Annotated in this window: 13 protein-coding genes and 2 pseudogenes; 7 read left to right on the top strand and 8 right to left on the bottom strand. The window is 44.6% G+C overall.

Annotation, left to right across the window (positions count from 1 at the left end; all coding sequences use genetic code 11):
- Positions 1-20: 20 nt before the first annotated feature.
- From I2I13_RS16750 to I2I13_RS16740, 3 genes are all read right to left on the bottom strand, one after another.
- A complete protein-coding gene (locus tag I2I13_RS16750) occupies positions 21-677 on the bottom strand; it encodes a hypothetical protein (protein ID WP_195650042.1) in 657 nt (218 codons plus the stop codon).
- Positions 678-877: 200 nt separating this feature from the next.
- Entirely contained in the window at positions 878-3001 is a 2124-nt protein-coding gene (locus tag I2I13_RS16745; protein ID WP_195650041.1) for an Ig-like domain-containing protein, read from the bottom strand.
- Positions 3002-3350: 349 nt separating this feature from the next.
- Positions 3351-4295 (bottom strand): site-specific integrase, encoded by a 945-nt coding sequence (locus I2I13_RS16740; RefSeq protein ID WP_195650040.1) that lies wholly within the window; start codon positions 4293-4295, stop codon positions 3351-3353.
- 203 nt (positions 4296-4498) lie between these two features.
- Between I2I13_RS16740 and I2I13_RS16735 the strand changes: the two genes are divergently transcribed.
- Both I2I13_RS16735 and I2I13_RS16730 read left to right on the top strand, forming a co-directional pair.
- The gene (locus tag I2I13_RS16735) at positions 4499-4795 is read left to right on the top strand and encodes a DUF4248 domain-containing protein (protein ID WP_229128663.1); all 297 of its coding nucleotides are present in this window, start codon (positions 4499-4501) and stop codon (positions 4793-4795) included.
- An 839-nt stretch (positions 4796-5634) separates the two neighbouring features.
- Positions 5635-6510, top strand: a complete 876-nt coding sequence (locus I2I13_RS16730; protein WP_195650039.1) for an Rpn family recombination-promoting nuclease/putative transposase — start codon at positions 5635-5637, stop codon at positions 6508-6510.
- A 102-nt stretch (positions 6511-6612) separates the two neighbouring features.
- On the opposite strand, the gene I2I13_RS16725 is transcribed toward I2I13_RS16730, so the two are convergent.
- The 4 genes from I2I13_RS16725 to I2I13_RS16710 all read right to left on the bottom strand — a co-directional run bounded on the left by I2I13_RS16725 (position 6613) and on the right by I2I13_RS16710 (position 13194).
- Positions 6613-7221, bottom strand: a complete 609-nt coding sequence (locus tag I2I13_RS16725; RefSeq protein ID WP_148365074.1) for a TetR/AcrR family transcriptional regulator — start codon at positions 7219-7221, stop codon at positions 6613-6615.
- A 10-nt stretch (positions 7222-7231) separates the two neighbouring features.
- A complete protein-coding gene (locus I2I13_RS16720) occupies positions 7232-8596 on the bottom strand; it encodes a TolC family protein (RefSeq protein ID WP_148365075.1) in 1365 nt (454 codons plus the stop codon).
- A gap of 173 nt (positions 8597-8769) precedes the next feature.
- Entirely contained in the window at positions 8770-11967 is a 3198-nt protein-coding gene (locus I2I13_RS16715; RefSeq protein WP_195650038.1) for an efflux RND transporter permease subunit, read from the bottom strand.
- An 18-nt stretch (positions 11968-11985) separates the two neighbouring features.
- Positions 11986-13194: an efflux RND transporter periplasmic adaptor subunit gene (locus tag I2I13_RS16710; protein ID WP_195650037.1), complete on the bottom strand. Its 1209-nt coding sequence runs from the start codon at positions 13192-13194 to the stop codon at positions 11986-11988.
- A gap of 157 nt (positions 13195-13351) precedes the next feature.
- On the opposite strand from I2I13_RS16710, the gene I2I13_RS16705 reads away from it, so the two are divergent.
- From I2I13_RS16705 to I2I13_RS16685, 5 genes and pseudogenes are all read left to right on the top strand, one after another.
- Positions 13352-14200, top strand: coding sequence for an AraC family transcriptional regulator (locus I2I13_RS16705; protein WP_148365078.1), 849 nt, complete (start codon positions 13352-13354; stop codon positions 14198-14200).
- Positions 14201-14392: 192 nt separating this feature from the next.
- A pseudogene (locus I2I13_RS16700) lies at positions 14393-15082 on the top strand (carboxypeptidase-like regulatory domain-containing protein); the annotation flags it as partial.
- Positions 15083-15110: 28 nt separating this feature from the next.
- On the top strand, positions 15111-16823 hold the full coding sequence (locus I2I13_RS16695) for a hypothetical protein (protein ID WP_195650036.1): 1713 nt from the start codon (positions 15111-15113) through the stop codon (positions 16821-16823).
- 157 nt (positions 16824-16980) lie between these two features.
- Positions 16981-17163: pseudogene (locus I2I13_RS16690) on the top strand (hypothetical protein); the annotation flags it as partial.
- Positions 17164-17166: 3 nt separating this feature from the next.
- Positions 17167-18603, top strand: a complete 1437-nt coding sequence (locus I2I13_RS16685; protein ID WP_195650035.1) for a calcineurin-like phosphoesterase family protein — start codon at positions 17167-17169, stop codon at positions 18601-18603.
- Positions 18604-18724: 121 nt separating this feature from the next.
- On the opposite strand, the gene I2I13_RS16680 is transcribed toward I2I13_RS16685, so the two are convergent.
- On the bottom strand, positions 18725-19933 hold the full coding sequence (locus tag I2I13_RS16680) for a multidrug effflux MFS transporter (RefSeq protein ID WP_195650034.1): 1209 nt from the start codon (positions 19931-19933) through the stop codon (positions 18725-18727).
- Between the last annotated feature and the right edge of the window lie 91 nt (positions 19934-20024).

The raw sequence follows: 20024 nt of genomic DNA, 5'->3' as shown, positions 1-20024 counted from the left end.
TATTCCCGTCTCCTCCTTTATTAAAAATAACCACTCACCTTTTTGCAAGCTTCCCCGTATCGCTCCATGTTCTGCTCGGATAAAGGAAAATCTTTAGCAGGAAGGATGGGAATCACTTTCACCGGAAAGTTTTTGGCATCGTAGCAATTGCCACAGACTTGGATAAATGCCTTGCCGTCTACCGGTTGGTAAAAGGGCTGATAGTTTTCGGTTCCTGTGCGCCGGGGTTCGGCAGCTGATAGAAACTCGGCACTGCCTTCGTAGAATCCGCCTTTCTGAAGCCAGTAATTGGTTTGCAGCGACATGGCAAACACATATTCGATGGTGGGATTCTGTGATAAAATCCATTCGATGTGTTCAATTCCTTTCAGAGCTTTATCTTCGGGTATGAAAACCCTCTTTCCTTTGGGGGCAGGTTCCAAGTTATCATTGCACAGATTGGTGATATAGAAATCTTCGGGAGTCATCTGGTTACCCGTTAGTTTGGTGATATAATTAAAAAGGTTGCGCGCCTCTACATTACGGCTGCGTTCACCATGATCTTCGGGAAAGCCACGGAAGTAGTAATCGGCAAACATTACATATTCAGGCACACTCTCCGACCATTGTAAATTAGAGTCTTCACCCACTACCAGCACTTTGGCATTATTTATTGCTTTCCAGTCTTTTGTCCTCATTTTATTCCTTATTTAGTTCAGTGTACAAAAGTAGGATATTCTAATTGGATTTAGGCTGATTATCCGGATTAATTGTTTCTGATGCTTCATTTACTAAAGTTATAAAGGTTTTAAACAAAGCAAGCTGAAACTCAATTAGGTTTCAGCTTGCTGGATATTATATTTTACTTAACTTGTTGGCGCTATTGACTGAATAAAAGTTAATAAGCATAGCAAGCACGCACTTTGTAATTCTCTTTTTCAGAAGTTGCCATACTTCCACCTTTGAAAGTAACAGCTGAATCTCTGCCAGAATTAGTACTGGAAGTCCAATAGTAATTCTCAAACGAATTTAAATTTATGGCTGTTCCACCTGCATTGGTAAATTTCGTATTATAAGTTGTTGCATTCGCATCCCAAATTTTACCAAATTCCCTCAATTCACCTTCAGCGGGCAAATACCATCCTGTACCTTTGGCTACACACCATGCAGCGGCAGGATATTTCGTAGCAGCCTCTGCTTGTTCCATTATTATCTTGGTATTTGCAGCACCATCATTATAATTATTTGCTGTGAAATAGTGATTCACCGTACTCCACTGTGCGGTAGTCTCATCCAATGATATGACTTTACCATGAACGCCTCCATTAGTAGTTTGAAATACTACACCTATAGCTGTGCTTGAATCGTCCGCATCAGGATAATAATCTCCGACATTATAAGCCTTTAAAGGTATGCTCGTTACTTCCACTTTGCAAGTAGCAGTTTTACTTCCATCTTCGGTAGTTACAGTAACGGTTGTTTCACCTGCGGCTTTACCTTCTATTGTACCATCAGTGCCAACAGAAGCAATCTCCGGGTTACTGCTGTTCCATGTGATTTTTTTGTTCGTAGCATTGGCAGGGGCAATAGTAGCAGTGAGCTTTAGCGTTTCACCTATGGCTATGGTTTTGTCTCCCTCAAGCGTAACACCTGTCACGGCAACGCTCTTCACGGTCACGGCGCAAGTAGCAGTCTTAGTAGCATCGGCTGTAGAAGTAACAGTGATAGTTGCAGAACCAGCCTTAACCCCTGTCACTTTTCCAGCTGCATCTACGGTTACAATCTCATCATCACTACTTTCCCACTTTAGAGTTTGAGTAGTAGCGTCAGCAGGTGTGACGGTAGCTATTAAATTCGCTTCGTCACCTACATTGACATCAATTGTGACCTGATTAAGTGTTACACTTTCCACAGCTACTTTCGTACTATATACGATGATACGTGTAGCAGCATGCTCCTGCCCTTTGGTATCAATTACTGCTACTTTCAGTAGGGCAAATTCGTCTTCGGCTACATCGGCAGGGAAGTCGAAGGTAACTACGGCGTTCTCTTTAATCGACTTATCAGCATTGAATGTTGGCTCTTTGAGTGTTACACCCCACGGACTACCGGCTGCGGCACGAGTGGCTTTTACGATAGCTGTCGTCATGCCTTTACTGCTGGTGAGTTCAGCTTTAATAGCTGTGTATTCGTCCTGTTTCAAGTTCAAATCAAGTGTTAGAGTCTTCATCGCTGGGCGCACCATACAGTCAGTAAACTCTTTAAATATCTTCATTTCGCTTGCCATTGGCAGGGTAAATGTTTCACCGTCTTCACCTGCAAGGGTAAAGGTTACCGTGCCTTTGGTTTTGTCTACCGTTACACCGTCTGCGGCAAATACGGCATCGCCTTGTGCACCGTCTGCTCCGGCAGCACCTGCTGAACCTGTTTCACCCTTGTCGCCTTTATCACCTGTGGCTTGTACTTTCTTTCCGCTGTTCAGCAACCATTCTCCGTTTACTTTCCAATAAACTTTGCCGTCGGTGTCGGTAGCTACGCTCAATACGGGAGACTGACCGTTTATACCTGCGCTTCCGTCCGCACCTTTATCGCCAGTGGTGCGAATCTTCTTGCCATCGGCGTCGAGCATCCAAGTGGCGGCAGCGGTACCTATCTTTACCGTCCAGTAATACTCTCCTTCGAATTGGTCTACTCCGATCACAGGAGTCACACCGTCCGCTCCTTTGGCTCCGTCCTTGCCGTTGTAGATGGTGATAGCGTCGCTCTTGGAGAAAGTGATAGTGTAACCATTGATCACGGGTGAAACGCCTGTCACATAGTCTTTCGCCTCCAACGCGGTGACCAATCCTTGCAAAGCGCTGATTTGCGAGTTGACGGTGGTGCACCATGTTTCCAACTTTTCCACTCTTGACTGAAGATCGCTAATGTCCTGCTTTAATTCGGTGTCGTCATAGTCTTTTGAACAACCAAATACTGTCATTGCCGTAACCAGCAGTAAGGCGTAATGTCTGAATTTCTTCATTGTTTTGTTGCTTTAGTTAATAATTTGAGTATGTCCCGTTACTTTGTAGGTAACGGAAAAACCTTTGTTTACGCCTGTTGAAAGGTTAATGATACATGGAAAATAAAAAATAGTAATCAAACTCTCCGCCCCTGCTTTTCAGGAGAATGGTAGGGGGAGAATGTCTTTTGCAAATTTTAGATGTCGATGAAGCTCTAATGCAAAGAAGTGATATGTTTTGCTTGTGTTATTTCCCTTTTGAAACTATTTATTAGAAATAATGTTTGTTTCTGTTTGCGTATTTTAATAAATATGCATACTTTTGCTGCATATTCAAAATCCCGTTACCTACAAAGTAACGTCCTATTTGTCAAGCAATTGCTTTCCCTATCGACTGCTCTACGAAATCAATAATCCTCCTGTTCGCATCATCTATCTTCTTGCTGTGGAATGGCTTCAGGTAGGTTTCTGTTACCGTGATAGACGAATGTCCCATCGCTTCGGAGATCACTCCCGGATGGATTTCGCAATAATAAGCAGTCGTAGCCCACGTATGGCGTGCAGCGTAAGAACTTAGCCTGCCTTTGATTCCCAACAGTTCACCCAATAAAGCCAACTGGTGATTGAATCCCCGCAATGCCAACTGATATTCCCAGTATGCCTCTTCCGTTCCCTCACCACTCCGCAGGATGGGAAACAGATAGGGAGAAGCGACATCCCGATTCATATACCGCTGCAACAGAAACATCGCTTCCGTTGTCAGTGTCACGGACAATGTGCGGCCTGTCTTTCTGCGTCGATACGTGATAACATTCTCCTTCAAATCACTCTTGCGTAGATAAGCCAGATCGACGAACGGCAATCCGCGGAGCAGGAACATCAGGATAAACCAATCCTGTGCGGTGCGCATGGCGGTAGTTGCAGCCGATTGTGTCGCCAAACGGGTGAACACTTTCTTCATGTCCTCATTATCCAATGCCCGCTGACGATCCGCCCGCGTACCCGTGTAAACCGAACGGAACAAATGAGGCACATATGCCGCTTTCCGTTGGCTGACCGCACGATTATAGACCGCCCGCAAGGTGCGCAGATAAGTAGACACCGTGTTCCAACTGCATCCACGTTCCCGCAGACTGTTTTCGAAACGCTTCAACCATTCGGGCGTCAGTTGCCGGAACTGCATTTTGTCCGAACCCAGAAAGGTGCGGATTGCATTCAAGCTGCTCCGGTACACATGGGCAGTCCCTAAATTCCCCCTTCGCTGCAACTCGGCAGCGATTTCTTTCATAAACGAAACCAAATCTTCTTTCTTCATCAACTTTTTTTTTAATAATTATTATTTACTGTTTGAACAGTCGAATTTATTCGATAAAACAAAACTACAAATAGATTTTGACACGCATAATTTACGTCCTAAAAAATCAATTTATTTTATAGTTGTAAATCAATTCCTTTTCATACTTTTGCGGGAAATTAAACCGACAAAACAGGTTTGATATACAATTTAATTTTTTTATAATGAAAGAAGACAAAACAGTTACGGAAATCTACATCATCAATGGTTTCAAGCCATTCTCGCAATTTGCGATGGAGTACTTTCCGTGTCCTTCGGGCGTTACCGCGTCCAGAAGAAGAATGCGTGAAAAGATTGACCAGAATCTGTCACTCACTGCCGAGCTGCAAGCTGCCGGCTACACCGAACACACCACCTACCTGACTCCGAAGATGCAGGAGATCATCGTTCAGTGTTGGGGGCCTCCCAAAATTGTGATGGCAATCGTCTATCCGAACGGACCCGAAGAAATGAAACATTAATCTTCAAAAATAGGAAAATCGAACTATATATTTTAATATATATAGTTTATTATTTATATATTTATAATAATTCAGGATAGTGTTTCAAGGGGTCTTTTCAAAGTGGGTGTAACCATCTACCACATAGCGAGTTATCTGCTTCTCAAAAGTGTTTCGCAATGCGTTCAGGAAAAAGACGCTTTTTTATCCTCTAAATGGAGGCTCTAAACCCGTGCGGAAGAGCCTCCGTTTGATACATTCAGAGGCTCCGTTTCAAGCAAACGGAGCCTCTGTTTTTTATTTTTGTTTCTTTCTGTCTCTAATTCTTTCTGCTTATCCAGACACTCCCCAAAAAAGTTATTAATGTACTTACGTGACTGTTTAGAACCAAACTCGACCGAAAAGAATCGATAGTTTGGGAAACTTCCGGTTCATGGAGTATTTTTGTTGAAAATTTCAAAAAGGAACAAATATGCAAAATGTAAATCCACAACAAATGATCGGAAACGATTATAGACAAACTTCGACATACGTTTTCACAATATTTCATGATAATAATATCTTGAATATTTTTCTGTTTTTATTTCAATTTATCATATACACAAATAAGAAAAAGTCAAACTCTATCTTTCACACTTTACAGATTCATGATGTCATAAGAACAGAAAACATGATTGTTCAAATCTTAATCTTTTTCAATTATGAACGTTTTAGTGGAACGCTATCAGCGCAGAAAAACACTAAACGAAGAACAGGAGTAACAAATAAAAAAATGGGGAACCTTTTTATTTTTACTGCAAAAGGGATGGAAAACCAAGAATTATCGTACCTTTGTAGTACGAAGAAAAAGCCTCTTTTTTATGTATAAAGAGAAACGTCTCTTTGCAAAACATAAAAAGAAGCGACCCAAAACAATGAGTAAATTTATCAATCCGTTCACCGACTACGGATTCAAACTAATATTCGGCAGAGAAGTGTCTAAGGATTTACTAATCGAATTTCTGAACGACCTGCTCGAAGGTGAACGAGTGATAACGGACTTACAGTTTTTGAATAATGAGCAATTGCCGCTCTATCCGGAAGGACGAGGTATTATCTATGATGTATATTGCACCACGGACACAGGCGAAAAAATCATCGTTGAAATGCAGAACCGTATGCAAAGCAACTTCAAAGAACGCTCGATTTATTATTTATCGCGTGCCATCGTCAATCAAGGAAGGGTAGGCAATGAATGGAAGTTTGAAATAAAAGCCGTATACGGAGTTTTCTTGATGAATTTCATTATCGACAAGAACATAAAACTCCGCACGGATGTTATTCTAAGTGACAGGGAAACAGGAGAACTCTTCTCGGATAAATTCCGGGAAATCTTTATCGCCCTCCCTCTCTTCAACAAAAACGAAGAGGAATGCGAAACGAATTTTGAACGTTGGATTTATATATTAAATAATATGGAAACTTTAAAACGCATGCCGTTCAAGGCACGAAAAGCTGTCTTCGAGAAATTGGAAGATATCGCTGATGTGGCTTCTATGTCTCCGGAAGACAGGGAGCGATACGACAATAGCGTCAAAGTGTACCGAGATTATTTGGTGACAATGGATGCAGCTGAACAAAAAGGTGCACAAGAAACCCAGTTGAAAATAGCCCGGAACATGAAAGCCAAAGGGATAGACAACCAATCTATCGCCGAATGTACCGATTTACCTTTAAGCATAATCGAAGGATTATAAAGTAATCGGATTCATAAAGGCACTATTTACCAACCAACCGTTTACGAACGAAGAAAATAAAAGAGGTGAGCTCCCTTTACAGGGTAGCCCACCTCTTTCTCTTCATACACAAACATTCAAATTATCAGGTTTCAGGTGTTCGTCAATATAACGGATGCCGTCCATCTTAAAAAGCCCCCGCAGAAGCGTATAGTTCAACATACGCTGCACCAGGTACGGAGTACCTTGCAAACTGCTCTGGTAGATGACCTCCTGCAAATCCGGTGCAAAGCGGTCGGGATCGACTCCGGGAAGCAGATAACCGCAAATCCTGCAATGCGTCAAGACATCAATCAACTGCTGCAACCAGAAAGCCTCCTCCCGCTCGAAAGCAGCACGGTATTCCCTGTCGGCGGCAATATCGAGCAACAACTTTTTCCCCAACGAATGAAGCAGGGTGAGATAGCCGTCCACTGTGATGAAAAGCGCCTCCATACACGAGCTGTCCATCCGTATCTGTTGTTGCTCGATCCGGCTTCTGATTCCTTTGGCAAAATCAGAAAGACAGATACGGAACAGACTCGTTTTGCTGGGAAAGAGCTTGTAAAGCGTCCGCTTCGACATCTTCATTCCCCTGGCTATATCATCCATCGTCAACCCGTCGGCACCATGCAGGTACATTTCCCGTTTGGTGTAGTCGAGTATCCGGCAACGCAGTGTTTCTGGATTCATACATACCTCCCTACATACGGCCGCCACCCAATGCCTGATACAAAGTGATCACGCCCTGGATTTCGGTAAAGCGGTTCGCCACTTGCGACAGTTGTGCATTGAGCAATGTCTGTTGGGCGGTCAGTACTTCCAGATAAGTGGTGTTGCCATGTTTCATCAAGAGGCTTGTGCTCTTGGCTGCCGTTTGCAGGGAAGCCACCTGTTTGTTGTAGTAGTCGGCTTTCTCGCGGGCAGTCTGGTACTGCACCAGTGCCTCGTTCACTTCCACGCCGGCATTCAGCAAGGCCTGTTCGAAACTAAGGCGGGCTTCCTCCTGTTGGGCTTTCGCTATTTTCAGTTGGGCGATATTCACTCCTTTATTAAACAAAGGCTGCGTCAGGGAAGCCACGGCAGAGGCCAGAAACTTACCCGGGTTGACAATCATGCTCCCGCCACTGTTGGTCCATCCTGCACTGCCGCTCAACGTGATGGAAGGATAGAAAGCGGCACGGGCGGCATTCGTTGTATAGAAAGCCTGTGCCAACGAAAATTCTGCGCTACGCACATCAGGACGGTTGGCAAGCATCTGCAAGGGAACACCCACGGAGAAGTTTTCCGGCAACTGCTGATTTCCCAGTTTGCCGCGCTGTATTTTGTGGGGAGTTTCTGCCAGTAAAAGTGCCAGTGAGTTTTCCGCCTGATTGATTTGCTCTTTCAGGTCGAGCACGGTGGTACATATATTGAAGTAGGTAGCCTCCGTCTGCGCCAGTCCCGCTTCATTCACCATCCCGGCCTTTTTCATGGCACGGGTGGCATTCACACTTTCTTTCCAGGCAGCTTCGGTAGCCACAGCTATCTCATACTGCGAATCGAGCATCAACAACGTGTAATACGTGTTGGCAACAGATGCTACCAACTGCGTCTTGACAGCCTGTTCATATTCCTTGCTCTGTTCGTAGGCAGCTTTCGCGCGACGCTTCGCTGTTGTCACCTTTCCAAAAATATCCAGTTCCCACGAAGCAGTCACGGGCAGCGAATAAGTTTGTGTAGCCTTTCCACGGTCGAAGCTGCTGGCAGCTCCTTCCGGCGAAAGAAACAAAGAAGGCAGATAAGACAGTTTGGACGTCAGCAGCGTGGCTTCCGCTTCTTTCACACGCAAATGGGCAGTCTGCATATCGGTGTTGCGCAAGAGTGCCGAGTCCACCAAATTCTGCAGATAAGGGTCGGTAAAGACCTCCCGCCACGAGAGGTTGCCGAAGTTTGCCGTATCGGCGGCAGCAACGGACCCGCTGCCGTAAAGTCCTTCGGGAACTTCCGATACCGGTTTGTATTTATTGTAGATACCGCAACTGCTCAATATAAGCGTTGCTGCGGACAGAATGATTATTTTTCTCATTGGTTCTTATTTTAATTCAGGAACGGATTATTTCGGTTTTATTTTAATTAGGCACGGATAATGCGTTCTTATTTTAATTAGGCACGGATTACGCGGATTACACGGTTTTAAAAGATTGCGCAGCCAAAACTGTGTAATCCGTGTAATCCGTGCCTAAAGCCTTTAATTATTAGTTATCCTTTTCCAGCTTTAGATTTTTCTTCCTCGCTCACTTTGATTTCTTCTTCAATCTGCCAGTCATGCGTCGGCCTGCTCTGCACGGGACGCAAACGTTCCTGCAACCACTGGAAAGCGATAAACAAAGTAGGCACGATGAAGAGCAACGCCAGTGTACCGATGGTCATACCGCCTACTACACCCGTACCCAATGAACGGTTACCGTTGGCTCCTACTCCACTTGACATCATCAGCGGGAACAGACCGAAAATCATCGTCAACGCCGTCATCAAAATCGGACGCAGACGGGCTTTAGCCGCACTGACCGCAGAAGCAATCAGCCCCATGCCTGCTTTACGACGTTCAGCAGCATATTCCGTCAGCAAAATAGCCGTCTTCGCCAGCAGACCGATCAACATAATCAAACCTGTCTGCAGATAAATATTATTCTCCAGTCCGAACATCCGGGCGAAAAGGAAGCTACCCATCAATCCGCAAGGCACACTCAAAAGAACAGCGAACGGAATAATGAAGCTCTCGTAGAGCGCACTCAAAATAAGGTAAATCATCAGGAAGCAGATACCGAAAATAATGATCGTCGTACCGCTCTGCTGGTTTTCCTCACGGGTGATACCTCCGTAATCATAGCCGTAACCTTTCGGAAGAGACTGTTCGGCAGTTTCCTGCACAGCCTTGATGGCGTCTCCCGTACTATATCCGTCGGCCGGCATCGCATTTACCGCAATGGAGTTGTACATATTGAAACGGCTCAACGATTCCGCACCGTAGCTACGGGTCAGCGTAACGAACTGGCTCAACGGTGCCATCTCTCCATTCGACATACGCACAAAAGCATTATCGAGCGAAGTTTCGTCCAAACGGAACACCGGATCGGCCTGAATCATGACACGGTACACTTTAGAGAAGCGGTTGAAATTGGACACATACTGCCCACCGTAATAACCGGACAGCGTACTCAACACAGCATCGGGCGTGATGCCTGCACGCTTACATTTAGCTGCATCCACCTCTACCGTCCACTGCGGATAGCGCACGTCGAATGTCGAATAAGCCATCGAGATTTCAGGCCGCTGATTCAAGGCTCCCAAATATTGTTGGGTAGTGGTGAAGAACTCTTTCACATCACCGCCCATCTTATCCTGCATATGAAGTTCGAGTGCATTACCCATACCGTATCCCGGAATCATACCCGGAGAGATGGCGAACACACTGGCATCCTTTATATCAGCCGTACGCGCATATACCTGACCGATCACCGACTGCACATTGTCCTCATCCTCCGGACGTTCGTCCCACGGTTTCAATTTGAGAATCAACATACCGAACGAACTACCCTGTCCTGCCAGCAATCCGTAACCCGCCACTTTCTGCACGTGTTTCAGTTGAGGTATTTCCATCAAGCGTTTTTCAATACGCCCCATCACTTCATTCGTTGTTGCCAGCGAACTGCCTGCCGCCGTACTCACATTAACAAAAACAACCCCTTGATCCTCGTCGGGTACCAGACTGGTCTTTGTGGTATTCATCAGGAACACAAGCAACACTACGGAACAAGCCAGCAAAGACCATGTCAGCCATCTGCGCTTGATAAAGAACAATACAATCGTCTTATATTTATCCACCATCACATCGAAAGCCGAATTGAAAGCCTTACGGAAACGTGCCGCAAAGTTGTTCTTCTGCGTTCCGTCTTCATTAATATAAGGTTTCAGCAGCAGTGCACACAAAGCCGGACTCAAAGTCAACGCATTGACTGCGGAAATACCCACCGCAACCGCCATCGTCAGACCGAACTGCGTATAAAACGTACCGGAAGTGCCGCCCATGAAGGACACCGGAATAAACACCGCCATAAACACCAGCGAAGAGGTGACAACGGCATTACTGATTCCTTTCATAGCGTCGATACTTGCCATATACGATGACCTATAGCCCACATCGAACCGCGCCTGCACCGCCTCGACGACAATAATGGCATCATCCACCACCGTACCGATAACGAGCACCAACGCAAACAAAGTCAATAGGTTGATACTGAATCCGGCTATCGCCATGAAAGCAAACGTGCCCACCAGCGAAACTACAATTCCAACCAGCGGAATCAACGTAGAACGAAAGTCCTGCAAAAAGACGTACACCACAAGGATAACCAATATGATAGCCTCAATCAATGTCTTCACTACCTCATGAATGGAAGCGAACAGGAAGTCGTTGGAGCTCATCATCTGCGTCAGTTCCACTCCTTTCGGAAGCTCCTTGCGCGCCTCGTCGAGAAATTTGTCAATGTTCCGGTTTACTTCGGTCGCATTGGAACCCGCAGTCTGGAACACCATGCAGGATATACCCGGATGACCATCCATACCACCATGGTAAGCATAGCTGTCCTGTCCCAGTTGTATATCGGCAATATCCTTCAGTTTCAAAACCTCACCATTATCGGTAGAACGGATAACGATATCCCCGAATTCTTCAGGAGTAATCAAACGTCCCTTGTATTTCATCGTATACTGATACGTTTCATTGGAGTTCTCACCGAACGAACCGGTAGCCGATTCGATATTCTGCTCGGCAAGCACACCGGTAATATCAGACGGAATCAGTTTATACTGCGCCATCACATCCGGCTTCATCCAAACACGCATACTATATTCACCGCCCATAATCATCATATCGCCCACACCGGAGATACGAAGGATTTGAGGTTTCAGGTTGATGCTGATATAGTTGGACAGGAAGTTCTCGTCGTAACTCTCGTCCGGACTGGACAGGGAGAACATCTGCAAAATACTCGTCTGACGCTTGGAAGTGGTCACACCGACTTGGGTTACCTCCGCCGGAAGCTGCCCCGTAGCGCGCGATACACGGTTCTGCACATTGACAGCCGCCATATCGGGGTCTGTGCCCTGCTTAAAATAGACGGTGATGCTCACCGAACCGGCATTGGTGGCGGAAGAAGTCATGTAGGTCATGTCTTCCACTCCGTTGATCGCCTCTTCCAAAGGCGCAATAACACTCTTCTGCAATGTTTCCGCACTGGCGCCATAATAGGTGGTACTCACCATAATGGTAGGCGGAGCAATATCAGGATACTGCTCAACGGGCAGAGTGAACAGCCCGATGATACCCACTACGACAATCGTGATAGAGATGACTGCCGATAATACGGGGCGTTCAATAAAGGTTCTTAAATTCATGAATGATTCCTCCTTGGTTTAATTTTCAGTAGTAGTTACCGGAGATGATGAAGCCTGGTCTGCTTGTGCTGCATCTGCCTGTGCTGCATCTGCTTGTGCTGCCGAAGCTGATGATGCCGTCTTTGCCTTGATAGGAGTGCCTTCACGAAGTAAACCTACTCCTTCTGCTACAATCACATCTCCCGGCGCCAACCCTTCATCTACAATAAATTCACGGCCGCCATTGATGCGGGTCACTTGTACCTGACTCGATTGCGCCTTGCCGTCCACTACTTTATACACATATCTCTTATCTTGTATTTCGAAAGTGGCAGCCTGTGGAATGGTCAGTGCACCTGTTTTTTGAACAGGAACAATCACGTTCCCCGCACCACCGCTATGCAATAACCCTTCCTTGTTCGGGAAAACTGCACGTAGGCTGACCGTACCCGTCGAACGGTCGATCACTCCACTGATAGATTCAATCTGTCCCCGTTCGGAATAGGCTGATTTATCATTCAGTTGCAGGTCGATAGCAGGCATATTTTTCAGTGCTTCCTCTTTAGAACCATATTGACGGATCAGTCCCAGTAATTGGTTTTCCGTCATGGAGAAGTAGACGTACATATCCGAATTGTCGGAAACGGTAGTCAACGGCTGGGCAAGAGCGGAACTTACCAAAGCTCCTACACGGTAAGGCAACGTGCCTACCACTCCGTCGGCCGGACTTTTCACAACCGTATAAGAAAGATTATTGCGGGCGCTCACTTCCTGCGCCTTGGCCTGTGCCAACTGTGCTTTGGCAGCCAACAGGGAGTTTTTTGCCGTACTCAAATCGAAAGAGGAAACTACATTCTCTTTATACAGTTCCTCTTTACTGTCATACGTCAGTTGCGCCGTAGCCAGAGAGGCTTTGGCTGATTCAACGTTTGCCACTGCCGTCTGCAAAGCAGCTTCATACGGCACTTGGTCGATGATGAACAATGTCTGTCCGTTCTTTACGCGCTGGCCTTCCGTCACGCAGACTTTAGTCAGCGTACCACTTACCTGGGGATAAATATCAATATCCTGACGTCCGCGGATGGTCGCCGAGTAGGTGCTCGAAATCATCCGGTCGACCGGAGAAACGGTCATCACTTCGTATTCTGTTTCCATTTGTGCCGGAGGAGCTTGTTTACAGCCCGTAGCAACTACCACACAGCAGAGCAACAATAGCCCTTGCTTCACTTTACATACCTTTTTACTCATTTTCTGTTACCTATTAAATATTTTTGAACGCGGCAAAGGTAGACTGTTTTCTTCATTGAAAACTGGACATAGTGTATTCAGTTTTGTTCATTTTTGGAACATTAAAACCGATATTTAGTGAAAAAGTCCTATTTTTGTACCCAAAATAAGAAGAACAATGGAACAAAAAAACTCTAACCTAGCCATCCTCCGTGAACCGTTCGTTGCCGGAATGGACGAAAACCTGTCGCCAATTATGCATCGCCTGTGGAAACTGGAAGGGGGTGCCATCTATTTTTGCAGAAGCGGGTGGGCCCATGTCACGATCGACTTGAAGGACTATGAAATAGTAGAAAATACTCAAATCGTGCTTTTGCCGGGAACGATTATCCGTATCAACGGCAGCAGCAGCGATTTCACTGCTTCTTTCTTCGGATTTCCCAAAGAAATGTTTCGCGAAGCCTGCCTGCGGTTCGAACCGATTTTCTTCCGGTTCATGAAAGAAAAACCATGCTATAAACTACCGGAAGAAAATACCGGAGCCATCAACAGCTTGATACATGCCGCAATGGTCATATACAACGACCGTGAAAACCGCTTCCGTAACCAGATTGCCAAAAATCACCTCCAATCGTTTATGCTGAATATCTATGATAAGTGCTACCGCCACTTCGACCGTCAGGAAATTGAAGGAGGAAGCCGGCAGGATGAAATCTTCAAGAATTTCATCGCACTGGTACACGAAAACTGCATTTCTCAACGAGAAGTGACTTTCTATGCCAACAAACTGTGCATCTCCACCAAATACCTGACAGGTATCTGCAAAAGCGTGACGCGCGACTCCGCCAAAAAGATTATTGACGACTTTGCCATCCTCGAAATCAAAGTATTGCTCCAATCCACCGAACTGACCATTCAGGAGATAGCCGACCAACTTGGTTTTCCCGACCAGTCGTATTTGGGGAGGTACTTCAAGCGGCACGAGGGGATGTCGCCGAAGGAATATCAGAGTAAGTATTCCATGTAATAATCTCCCGCAACATCCTCTTATATCATCAAACTCGGATTCTTTAATTAGTGTTTACGACACAACACAGATTGTTAACAGATCTGTAATACTATCTTAATCTGCCTTGTATTCCTTTGCACCGTGAAACAAAACACTGGTGTGAATAACTTTATTGCATTTAATAAATTTAAAGAAGCAAGGTAAAAGATTATGAAAAGAAACAAATGGCTGCTTTCTCTGTCGATTGGGCTCTTGTGCTGTGGCTCTGTATACGCACAGACAACAGTGAAAGGAAAAATAACGAGTGAAGATGGAGAACCGTTAATCGGGGCTACCGTAGCTGTGAAAAATTCGACAGACGGCACGGTGACCGACATTGATGGAAACTACTCCCTGAAGACTAAAAAAACATTGACTCAAAAGGATTTGCTTGTATTCAGTTATGTAGGATATAAAACGCTACAGAAGAACTATGCAGGCAACACGATGAATGTTAAACTGGCAGAAGAGTCGCAACAACTGAATGATGTGGTGGTGACTGCCTTGGGGATTAAACGTGAAGAAAAAGGATTGGGATATGCCACGGAAACCGTGAAAGGGGATATGATTACGAGCGCCCTGCCCACCAACTGGTCGACGGCACTGAACGGGAAGGTAGCCGGATTGAGTGTTATCTCTTCCGGTGGCCCGCTCAATTCGAGCCGTATCTCGCTGCGGGGGGACGTCTCGCTGAACCAGAACGGAAATGACGCATTGGTGGTAGTGGACGGTGTACCGATGAGTAGTCCGATGACCAATCCGGGTGTTGCCTACGGTGCAGGTTCAAACAGCGAACTTTCCGTGGACTATGGTAACGGATTCTCCGACATCAATCCGGATGATATCGAAAGCATCCAAGTATCATATGTATAATTAAAATGTTTAAATTATGAACGCAAAAAAAAGATTATTTCGATTGTTATTTTTAATAATAGGATATTGCCTGACGATGACTTCATGTTCTGATGACAGTAAAACTGACTGGAATCTTACACCTTCGTCGACTACTCGTTCAGTGGTAACGCCCGATTTCGATTGGGAAAAAGCCGATTGGATGCCGACTCCTGCAGGATATGCACGAATACCAGTTCCTTGGATTGGAGCAGGGAGTTTATCTTCATTCTATGAAACAGATATACTTAATGATTATAAATCTTTTGATGGATGGGAGATGCTTTATAATGCTTTTAGTTCAGAGACTTCTAGTGTAGTGAATAATCCTTTCTTTGTATTGTATAATAAGTATCGAGGTACAATGAGAATATATTTATATATAACAACACCTTTCGTTGCAACTTCTTCTTACATACAAAATGGTATCTCTGTTGTTTCTGCCAGGGAAACATCTATTTTAAACTTTTTAGGACAGCCAGTACTAGATGCAGTGGCAAAAAATCAAAAAAGCTATGTACAACTACAGCCCGCCCCTATTGATGGTTCAATGCCATTAGCTACTAACAGATGGTATATGATGGAATATGAATTGGCTTATGATCAAAATCTTTCTTCTATTCCTTATAATGAAATACGATTTAATTGGTTTTTGAACTACTATAGTGTTTCTAAAATATACTTAGATGGAAAAATGGAAGGAAAGCTTGATGCTATTCTAGGTCAAGGAGCTGTAGATCATTCAAATAAAATGGGAAATATATTACAATCTGATGAATTAAAATCAATAGGAACTGGAGTTTTGGCTGGAATTGGACTAAATTCTTTAGAGAGGAACAAAATATCAGATGCCAAAGAGGGACAATCAAATAATAAGTTAGGGCTAAAAAATGGGATCTTTAATGCGTTATATAATGGAGTGAGTTCTGCATTAAAGGGATCTACGTCTGGTCTACCAGGACTTATTGTTGGATTTGTTAGTGGAATTGTGGGTGGAAGCAGCAATAAAGAAATAAATCCTCCGGTAAATTATCAATTGATGACTACAATTTCCTTGTCAGGTACAAGCACAAATAGCGGAGCATTTCCTTCAATGCCAATTTCATTTTGGTTACCAGGAACAGAAAATGTTATAAATGCAACAGGTTATGTTCCATTATATAATAAAATACTAGGAGTCGTGAATTTTAAAGGAAAACCAGAAATAAAATCTTACGAACAATACTATGAATATCAAGGACTTGATCCAGAATATGGTGATTATATTAATGAAGTTCATCGCATTGTCTTTGATACAAGTAAAGATTATTCACCTTACTTAGAATTTAATCCAGAAGTAAAGGCGATTGCAGATATACATGTAATAAATCAAGAAATTGTTTTATATTACAATAAAGAGACCTTATGTAGATCTTTAAAGACATCGTATAATAATGAAAAATACACTTATTGGGAAGAGGGAGTTTATACTGACCACTGGAATACAGATTGGGCTAATTTTAACAAATATGCCGGAGATGTTTGTGTACGTTTTTTCATCAAAATACAGCCTAAAAATGGTGCGCCAGTTTCTCATATAATAAAAACATTCAAATTAAAGGAAAATCGCACTTCTAAAGAGTTAGAGTCAATGCCTAATGATTTAAAGCCTAATTATAACGACTATAATTTAGAAAAAGATTACCATCTAATTTTAAAGCCTAAAAAATAAAAACATGAAATAAATTCCGAGTTCTTTGCCTACTTACTGAAAGGATGGAACACGCCTTGCCTCCCAGTGATATGTTGCAAGTCACCCTACACAATGGAACAAAAAATCACATCGATCTACCCAATGGTTATCAAAGAATACTTCAACGACCACATCAGCATTGAAGAAAGAAGAGGTGAGCCGGGAAGTTGCTACATTCAATATGGGTCATATCCTGGATTGCGCCAATGTGATGTGTTTCGATGATAACAGCAAGTCTTTTGAAGAGGCTCTCAAGTCGGCAAATGAACCGGAAGAAATTATCGCATTATTCAATCAGGTTACTTTAAGAAAGTTATAAGCAATGAAAAAGATCAATTTTAGAAATACGCTGTTTGCAGCGGTCTTGCTTTTCCAGCTGAACACTGTTGCCGCCTTTGGTCAGACTGTGGTGAAAGGTAGTGTGAAAGATAATACAGGTAAACCCGTCAGCGGTGTAGTGGTGACGGACGGAGCACATTTCAAAACGACTGATGCGCAAGGAAATTATGTTCTGAACACTGACCCGGCACGTTATCCGATGGTTTATATCTCCACTCCGGCAGCGTATGAGCTTCCTTCCAAAGAGGGGGTAGCCGATGGTTTCTATCAATATCTGGATGCCGGGAAAAGCGAGAACCAATGTGACTTCGTACTAACTAAACGACAGAAGCCGGTGGATGAATTTGTCTACATCGCCATTTCCGACCCGCAAGTGAGAAACGAAAAGCAACTGGACCGCTTCCGCACGGAAACAGTGCCCGACCTGAAACAGACTGCCGACTCACTAAAGAACTTCGAAATCATCGGCATGGGACTGGGGGATCTGGTGTGGGATGCCATGAACCTGTACACTCCTTACCGTCAAGCGGTATCCAATTTGGGAATGACGATGTTCCAACTGATGGGAAACCACGACTTCAACCTGCTCTACAAATCCATGACGCAGACGGATCATCCGGCAGATGGTTATGGGGAACAGAATTATTATCAGTCATTCGGCCCGGCCAACTATTCATTCAATATCGGTAAAGTTCATGTGATAGCAATGAAAGATATTGACTACGACGGCAACAAGAAATACACGGAACGCTTCACGCCGGAAGATTTGGACTGGTTGAGAAAGGATTTAAGTTATGTGCCCAAAGGAAATATCGTGTTCCTGAACGTTCACGCTCCGGTAGCTAATAACACGGTATCTGCGGGGGGAAATGCGCGCAACGCCAATGCGCTTTTCCAACTGTTGAGGCCTTACCAAGTACATATTTTCTCCGGACACACGCACTTTTATGAAAATCAGTTGCCCGCCCCTACCATTTACGAACATAATATCGGAGCCGCCTGCGGCGCATGGTGGGCAGGACACGTGAATCGTTGCGGAGCACCGAACGGTTATCTGGTGGTACAAGTGAAAGGTGATGATGTGAAATGGCGTTACAAAGCAACGGGGTGTTCTCCCGACTATCAGTTCCGGCTTTACCAACCGGGAGAGTTTGAAAGCCAGAAAGACTACGTGGTAGCCAATATCTGGGATTGGGACTGGACGTATACGGTAAACTGGTACGAGGATGGAGTGTTGAAAGGTGCAATGCAAGCTTTTGACGATGAGGATCAGGATTATATCAATATGGTAAAGGGAAAGAAAACGGGTTATCACACACGCCATCTTTTCCGTGCACAGCCTTCCAAAGATGCAAAATCTGTCAAGGTGGTAGTTAAGAACCGTTTCGGGGAAATATTTACAGAAGAGATAAAACTCTAGTTTTATTACGGTCTGTTTATACTGGTAGTAATTATAATTATACTGGTAGTAAATTATAAAAGTCATGAGGGAGTTTAAGCTTTAACTTCCTCATGACTTTTATTTTTGAAACAATCTCACTTTAACGGAAAATCCGGTACATTGCTACTTTCATCGGTACTTTCCTCATCGCCCATAGTGCACAAAGCAGGGAACAGATGGCGCAGACCACAAATGTAACTCCGGTAGATACAAGGATATTTCCCAAGCCGACCAACGGAGAAACAATACCTCCGGAAGCAAAACAGAGTGCTCCCAACAGGGCGGAAGCTGCTCCGGCGTAACGGCGTTCGCTATCCATCGCCAAGGTAGTGGAGGAAGTAAAGGTCAGTCCCATTGTGAAAAGTAATGCAAACATCAGCAGTTCATAGGTCCAGAAGCCGCATCCGTTATACAAGGCAATCATCACACAGACGGACAGGCACAACATACCGATGCATCCGGTCAGCGTCCCAGTTTCAGGTTGGCGGAATTTCACGGAGATAGCTGCTGCCACCCCGATAGCTACCGCATTCACCGCGAAGCAGATACTAAATGCAAAGGGGGAAAATCCGTAATGTTGTTGCACAATAAAAGGTGAGGAAGCTATGTAAGCAAAGAGGATGCCTTGTGCAAACGCCAGTTGCAGAACATAGAGCATGTAACGGGGGTTATGAACGATTGCACCGAAGTTACGGAAAGTAGAAACGATTCCCGTCTTCGAGCGTTTCTCTACGGGAAGTGATTCTTTAAAACGGATGCAGCCTATCCACAGCAGTACGCCAATAAACAGCAATATCACAAAAATCCCTTTCCACCCGATCGTACCGGTCACCAGCCCTCCGACTACCGGAGCTGCCACGGGAGCCACTCCATTAATCGCACCGATCACGGCCAGCATCTTGGCCAGTTCCTTCCCCGAAAACTTATCCGTAGCCACCGAACGGGATATGACAATACCTCCTGCCCCTCCGATTCCCTGTATCAACCTCAATGTGATAAACGAATAAATGTCCGGCGCAAAAAGACAGAATACCGTAGACACGATGAACAGTATCATCGAGACGAGCAACAACGGACGCCTGCCATATTTATCACTCAATGGTCCGAAAAAGATTTGTCCCAATGCCAGCCCTATCATGCTGGTGGTAAGCCCCAGTTGCACCATCGACGAGTGGGTAGAAAAATAGTCTGCCATTGCTGGCAGACTAGGCAAATACATATCCGTTACAAAAGGTCCGAACGCTGACAACATACCGAGTAAAATCAGCAAAAACACCTTTGAGTTCTCCTTATTTATTATTGCAGTCATACACTATTGATTAAAATTCGACTGCAAAGGTATCGGTTTTCTTTTATTTACTTATAGGCTTAATCAGAACAAAAAAGGAACTTTTCAGAAC

The sequence above is a fragment of the Bacteroides sp. D55t1_190419_B8 genome, assembly GCF_015558905.1.
Taxonomy (GTDB): Bacteria; Bacteroidota; Bacteroidia; order Bacteroidales; family Bacteroidaceae; genus Bacteroides; species Bacteroides vicugnae.
The sequence above is the reverse complement of the archived record's forward strand: the minus strand, read 5'-3'. Positions and strand labels throughout refer to the sequence as shown.

Excerpts from the sequence above, each read along its gene's own strand:
- I2I13_RS16750 (WP_195650042.1), bottom strand. The coding sequence starts at position 677 with ATGAGGACAAAAGACTGGAAAGCAATAAATAATGCCAAAGTGCTGGTA.
- I2I13_RS16745 (WP_195650041.1), bottom strand. The coding sequence starts at position 3,001 with ATGAAGAAATTCAGACATTACGCCTTACTGCTGGTTACGGCAATGACA.
- I2I13_RS16740 (WP_195650040.1), bottom strand. The coding sequence starts at position 4,295 with ATGAAGAAAGAAGATTTGGTTTCGTTTATGAAAGAAATCGCTGCCGAG.
- I2I13_RS16735 (WP_229128663.1), top strand. The coding sequence starts at position 4,499 with ATGAAAGAAGACAAAACAGTTACGGAAATCTACATCATCAATGGTTTC.
- I2I13_RS16730 (WP_195650039.1), top strand. The coding sequence starts at position 5,635 with ATGTATAAAGAGAAACGTCTCTTTGCAAAACATAAAAAGAAGCGACCC.
- I2I13_RS16725 (WP_148365074.1), bottom strand. The coding sequence starts at position 7,221 with ATGAATCCAGAAACACTGCGTTGCCGGATACTCGACTACACCAAACGG.
- I2I13_RS16720 (WP_148365075.1), bottom strand. The coding sequence starts at position 8,596 with ATGAGAAAAATAATCATTCTGTCCGCAGCAACGCTTATATTGAGCAGT.
- I2I13_RS16715 (WP_195650038.1), bottom strand. The coding sequence starts at position 11,967 with ATGAATTTAAGAACCTTTATTGAACGCCCCGTATTATCGGCAGTCATC.
- I2I13_RS16710 (WP_195650037.1), bottom strand. The coding sequence starts at position 13,194 with ATGAGTAAAAAGGTATGTAAAGTGAAGCAAGGGCTATTGTTGCTCTGC.
- I2I13_RS16705 (WP_148365078.1), top strand. The coding sequence starts at position 13,352 with ATGGAACAAAAAAACTCTAACCTAGCCATCCTCCGTGAACCGTTCGTT.
- I2I13_RS16695 (WP_195650036.1), top strand. The coding sequence starts at position 15,111 with ATGAACGCAAAAAAAAGATTATTTCGATTGTTATTTTTAATAATAGGA.
- I2I13_RS16685 (WP_195650035.1), top strand. The coding sequence starts at position 17,167 with ATGAAAAAGATCAATTTTAGAAATACGCTGTTTGCAGCGGTCTTGCTT.
- I2I13_RS16680 (WP_195650034.1), bottom strand. The coding sequence starts at position 19,933 with ATGACTGCAATAATAAATAAGGAGAACTCAAAGGTGTTTTTGCTGATT.